The organism is Peribacillus sp., assembly GCF_059453735.1.
This window is the reverse complement of sequence record NZ_JAZVJO010000095.1, coordinates 1-4,906: the sequence shown is the minus strand read 5'-3', so window position 1 is coordinate 4,906 and position 4,906 is coordinate 1. Positions and strand designations below refer to the sequence as shown.

The 4,906-nt window shown below is 40.1% G+C and carries 7 protein-coding genes; 6 read left to right on the top strand and 1 reads right to left on the bottom strand.

The window, feature by feature from the left end:
* Positions 1-315 precede the first annotated feature (315 nt).
* The 6 genes from fadR (at position 316) to trxA (ending at position 4,414) form a co-directional block, all read left to right on the top strand.
* A complete protein-coding gene (gene fadR, locus AC52RT_RS03240; RefSeq protein WP_495539420.1) occupies positions 316-903 on the top strand; it encodes a fatty acid metabolism transcriptional regulator FadR in 588 nt (195 codons plus the stop codon).
* A gap of 77 nt (positions 904-980) precedes the next feature.
* The gene (locus AC52RT_RS03235) at positions 981-1,754 is read left to right on the top strand and encodes an enoyl-CoA hydratase (RefSeq protein WP_495539419.1); all 774 of its coding nucleotides are present in this window, start codon (positions 981-983) and stop codon (positions 1,752-1,754) included.
* A gap of 100 nt (positions 1,755-1,854) precedes the next feature.
* Complete coding sequence (locus tag AC52RT_RS03230; RefSeq protein ID WP_495539418.1) at positions 1,855-2,628, top strand: electron transfer flavoprotein subunit beta/FixA family protein; 774 nt, start codon at positions 1,855-1,857, stop codon at positions 2,626-2,628.
* 61 nt (positions 2,629-2,689) lie between these two features.
* Positions 2,690-3,667 (top strand): electron transfer flavoprotein subunit alpha/FixB family protein, encoded by a 978-nt coding sequence (locus AC52RT_RS03225; protein WP_495539417.1) that lies wholly within the window; start codon positions 2,690-2,692, stop codon positions 3,665-3,667.
* 64 nt (positions 3,668-3,731) lie between these two features.
* The gene (locus AC52RT_RS03220) at positions 3,732-3,929 is read left to right on the top strand and encodes a hypothetical protein (protein ID WP_495539416.1); all 198 of its coding nucleotides are present in this window, start codon (positions 3,732-3,734) and stop codon (positions 3,927-3,929) included.
* Between the two features lie 170 nt (positions 3,930-4,099).
* Positions 4,100-4,414 (top strand): thioredoxin, encoded by a 315-nt coding sequence (trxA, locus tag AC52RT_RS03215; protein ID WP_495539415.1) that lies wholly within the window; start codon positions 4,100-4,102, stop codon positions 4,412-4,414.
* A 159-nt stretch (positions 4,415-4,573) separates the two neighbouring features.
* Here trxA and AC52RT_RS03210 read toward each other — a convergent pair whose 3' ends face one another.
* Complete coding sequence (locus tag AC52RT_RS03210; RefSeq protein WP_495539414.1) at positions 4,574-4,696, bottom strand: hypothetical protein; 123 nt, start codon at positions 4,694-4,696, stop codon at positions 4,574-4,576.
* Positions 4,697-4,906: the final 210 nt, after the last annotated feature.

Below are 4,906 nucleotides of genomic sequence, written 5' to 3'. Positions count from 1 at the left end.
CGCTAGAAAACATCTGGCGGCATACAAAGTACCAAGAGTTTATGAGTTCCGTAATGAATTACCTAAAACAGCCGTTGGTAAGATCCTGAGAAGGTCATTGGTTGATGAAGAAGTAAAGAAGCTAGCAGAAACAGATTTAAAAAACGCATAAACTGAGTTGGAGTGGCAAAACTTGCTCCTGTTTTTTTAGATGGTTATTGGACAAACTTTATAGTACCCTTAAATAGTAGCTTTTTCCTTGACAGCAAGAGAGCAACATTCTATTATAGAAATATGAATGATGATTCATTCATTTTCTCTGAAAGGGGAACCATTGTGAAAAGCAACAGACCGAAGTACAAACAGATTATTGATGCAGCCGTCGTAATCATTGCAGAAAATGGCTATCATCAAGCTCAAGTTTCCAAAATCGCTAAGCAAGCTAAGGTAGCAGATGGAACCATCTATCTTTATTTTAAAAACAAAGAAGATATCTTAATTTCTTTATTTCAAGAGAAAATGGGCTACTTTGTTGAACAAATCGAGTTAGAAATCAGCAGCAAGGAAAGCGCTCAGGAGAAACTACTTGTCTTGATTAAAAAGCACTTTCAAATCTTGTCCGATGATGTTCATCTTGCCGTTGTTACTCAGCTTGAGCTAAGACAATCAAATAAGGAACTGCGGCTTCGAATAAATGATGTATTAAGAGGATATTTAAATCTTATAGACAGCATCATTATCGAAGGTAAAGAAACCGGGGCATTTCTTCCTGACTTGAGTGTGAAACTAGCAAGGCAAATGATCTTTGGTACAATCGATGAAACGGCGACAACATGGGTGATGAATGATCAAAAATATTCCTTACCGAAACAAGCTGAAGCGGTTCATCAATTATTACTAGGCGGATGTGCCTGCAAGAATTAATGGCTGTACGGGCTGGTGATACTGCCAGCCCTTCAGATATAAAGTACATAGTTATCCCTTAGAAGGAGGGCAATGGAATGGAATTTTTAAGGCATTCGATTGAAAATCATGTAGCTGTAGTCACCATTCAACGTGCTCCAGCAAACGCTCTTTCTTCAGGCATTATTCAGGAGCTGTCGGCTCTGTTTGATGAAATGAAGGAAAGTGAAGATGTCCGTGTAGTCCTTATCCATGGTGATGGCCGATTTTTCTCAGCTGGTGCAGATATTAAGGAATTTACCACCATTAAGAGTGGAGAAGGCTTTTCAAATCTTTCAGAAGATGGACAAAAAATCTTTGAGAAAATAGAAACGTACCCGAAGCCAGTTATTGCGGCTATTCATGGAGCAGCATTAGGCGGTGGACTTGAATTAGCGATGTCCTGTCATATTCGTCTCGTAACGGAACAGGCAAAACTTGGTTTACCTGAACTTCAGCTCGGCCTTGTACCAGGATTTGCTGGCACACAGCGATTGCCTAGATTCGTAGGACCAGCGAAGGCTGCAGAAATGATGTTCACCTCAGACCCAATCACAGGGATAGAGGCGGCTCAATATGGTCTAGCCAATCATGCATATCCTGAGGATGAGCTTATGCCAAACGCAATTAAAATGGCTCAAAAAATAGCTAAAAAGGGACCGCTTGCATTAAAAACAGCTATTGAATTATTAAATTATTCTAAATCAGATAATTTTTATAAGGGTGTTGAAAAGGAAGCAGAAGCATTTGGTACGATCTTTGTTTCAGAAGATGCCCAAGAAGGTATTCGTGCTTTTATAGAAAAAAGAGAACCTGTTTTCAAGGGTAAATAATAAATTTACGAGTTTAAGAGGAAATGAGCATTATATGTAGAAGTTTTATATGTGGTGGATATCATAATCTTCAGACATAACATAACTGGGAGGGATTATCTTGAATATTTATGTACTATTAAAAAGAACGTTTGATACAGAAGAAAAAATTTCGCTTTCCGGCGGCAAAATTAATGAAGATGGAGCGGAATTTATTATTAATCCATACGATGAATATGCAGTTGAAGAAGCGATCCAGGTCCGCGATGCACAAGGCGGCGAAGTAACCGTGATTTCTGTAGGAACAGAAGAAGCAGAGAAACAACTTCGTACGGCATTAGCGATGGGTGCTGATAAAGCGGTATTAATCAATATAGAAGATGATATTGAAAACGGGGATCAATTCACTACATCTAAAATTATTGCTGAATACCTTAAAGATAAAGAAGCAGATTTAATCATAGCTGGGAACGTAGCCATTGACGGAGGATCAGGACAAGTGGGACCACGTGTGGCTGAGCTTTTGGAAATTCCGTATATTACGACAATCACTAAGCTTGAAATCAGCGATAGAAATGTAAGCGTTACCCGAGATGTTGAAGGTGACTCTGAAATTATCGAAACATCACTTCCATTGCTTGTAACGGCACAGCAAGGATTAAACGAGCCGCGTTATCCGTCTCTTCCAGGGATTATGAAAGCGAAGAAAAAACCGCTTGAAGAATTAGAACTGGATGATCTAGATCTTGAAGAAGAAGATGTTGAAGCAAAAACGAAAACACTTGAAATTTACCTCCCGCCGAAAAAAGAAGCAGGGAAAGTACTTAGTGGTGAAATTAAAGATCAAGTAACTGAATTGGTCCAATTACTTCGTTCAGAAGCTAAAGTAATCTAACTCTGACTAATAGGTGTAAGCTCGAGCAAACATAAAAAATAGAGCACAGGAGGTTTTTATAATGGCAAGAAAATTTCTCATTTTAGGGGAGACACGTGAAGGTTCTCTCAGAAACGTATCGTTTGAAGCAATTGGAGCGGCTAAACTAGCAGCAGACGGCGGTGAAATCGTAGGGGTATTAATTGGTGAAGGCATCCAATCTCTTGGAGCAGAACTTATTCAATATGGAGCAGACCGCGTTGTGACGGTTGAGGATGAAAAGCTTAACCAATATACATCTGACGGATATGCACAAGCAATCCTTGCAGTTATCGAAACAGAAAAACCTGAAGGCATTATATTCGGACATACAGCACTAGGAAAAGACCTTGCACCCCGTATTGCAAGTAAATTAAATTCTGGATTAATTTCTGACGTAACTTCTATCGAAGAAACGGGCGGCAACTTAGTCTTTACTCGTCCTATTTATTCCGGTAAAGCATTCGAAAAGAAAATTGTGACTGATGGAATCATCTTTGCGACAATCCGCCCTAACAATATCGATCCAGTTGAGAAGGATGAAACCCGCACTGGGGACACAGCTTCTCTAAATGTTGAAATTAAAGATCTGCGTGCCATCATTAAAGATGTAGTAAGAAAAGCAACAGAGGGCGTTGACCTTTCCGAAGCTAAAGTTGTCATTTCCGGCGGACGCGGTGTCAAAAGTGAAGAAGGATTCGAACCACTTAAAGAACTTGCTGACGTCCTAGGCGGAGCAATTGGTGCTTCACGTGGAGCATGTGACGCAGACTACTGTGACTACTCACTGCAAATTGGCCAAACAGGTAAAGTCGTTACCCCAGACCTTTACATTGCATGCGGTATTTCCGGAGCCATTCAGCATTTAGCCGGAATGTCCAACTCAAAAGTAATCGTTGCCATTAACAAAGATCCCGAAGCAAACATCTTCAAAGTAGCCGACTACGGCATTGTAGGCGACCTATTCGAAATCGTTCCATTACTTACTGAAGAATTCAAGAAACTAAAAGTCAACGCCTAACAAGAAAAGCGAAAGTGCCTGCTCTGCTTGTGAAGGAAATAGGGGATGGACCAAAAGGCGTTCTTTGCCTTTTGAGGACTTCCATCTTTTCCACAGCAAGCAAGGCACTGCAGCTGGATCAAGAAAAGCGAAAGTGCCTGTACTACAGCTGGATCAAGAAAAGCCGAAGTGTACAAAAAGCGACGCTGCCTTACGAGGACTTCCGTATTTTCCAGAGCAAGAACAAAATAATCAAGGCATCTGCCTCAAGCAGATGCCTTGATTTACTTTTGAAGAGCGTGTACTTTAAAGGTATAGATGACGCAAGTAAGCGTAGTATAAATTGGCTTTGCAAGGGAATGCTAGCAAGGAAGCAAAATAATAGCATCTATTGTAACGACGGTGTTATACTGATTTTAGTAACTAATTGTAACTATCGGGAGGCTAACTAATATGGCTATTGTACATTCAACTGACCAATCATTCACTACAGATACTGAAAAAGGCCTCGTTCTTGCAGATTTCTGGGCACCATGGTGCGGACCTTGTAAAATGATCGCTCCTGTTCTAGAAGAACTAGATTCAGAACTAGGCGAAACAGTTAAGATCGTAAAAATCGATGTTGACGAAAACCAAGAAACAGCTGGTAAATTTGGAGTAATGAGCATCCCAACTTTAATCGTCTTAAAAGATGGCGAAGTTGTAGACAAAGTGGTTGGTTTCCAACCGAAAGAAGCACTTTCAGAGCTTCTTGCAAAACACTCTTAATAAATGAGTTCAAAGAAACTTCAAGCTACGTGCTTGAAGTTTTTTTGATTTGTCTTTTTATAAGCTATCGTCCGTTTAGCTGTCTTAATGAGAGATTTGACTCGAGAATTCAAGATATTTTGTTAAAAATACACTTTTTAACCTGTTCGGCAAAGCAGTTTATGTGCGGATTAGGGAAGAACTGTGCGCTTGGGAGCATTTCTGTGCAAAGCTGAAGAATTCCTGTGCAATTGAAGCTGTTTTCTGTGCAAAACCTGCGAATTCCTGTGCAATAGCCAGCATTTTCTGTGCAAAACTAGCTAATTAGGGTGCAAAAACAGAATCAGCCATATTCCGGCACCGGCAGCTTCATTTAATAGTTGTCCAAGAATGAGGTAATAAATACCTCTTAGGTTTACCGCATGCCATTTTGTAGTATAGTTAGATTAGTGGGAAACATATGTACTATCTAATATGTTAAGAAGGAGGCAGCCGATGAATCAAAGAATGAAG

Excerpts from the sequence above, each read along its gene's own strand:
- AC52RT_RS03235 (WP_495539419.1), top strand. The coding sequence starts at position 981 with ATGGAATTTTTAAGGCATTCGATTGAAAATCATGTAGCTGTAGTCACC.
- AC52RT_RS03225 (WP_495539417.1), top strand. The coding sequence starts at position 2,690 with ATGGCAAGAAAATTTCTCATTTTAGGGGAGACACGTGAAGGTTCTCTC.
- trxA (WP_495539415.1), top strand. The coding sequence starts at position 4,100 with ATGGCTATTGTACATTCAACTGACCAATCATTCACTACAGATACTGAA.
- AC52RT_RS03210 (WP_495539414.1), bottom strand. The coding sequence starts at position 4,696 with ATGCTGGCTATTGCACAGGAATTCGCAGGTTTTGCACAGAAAACAGCT.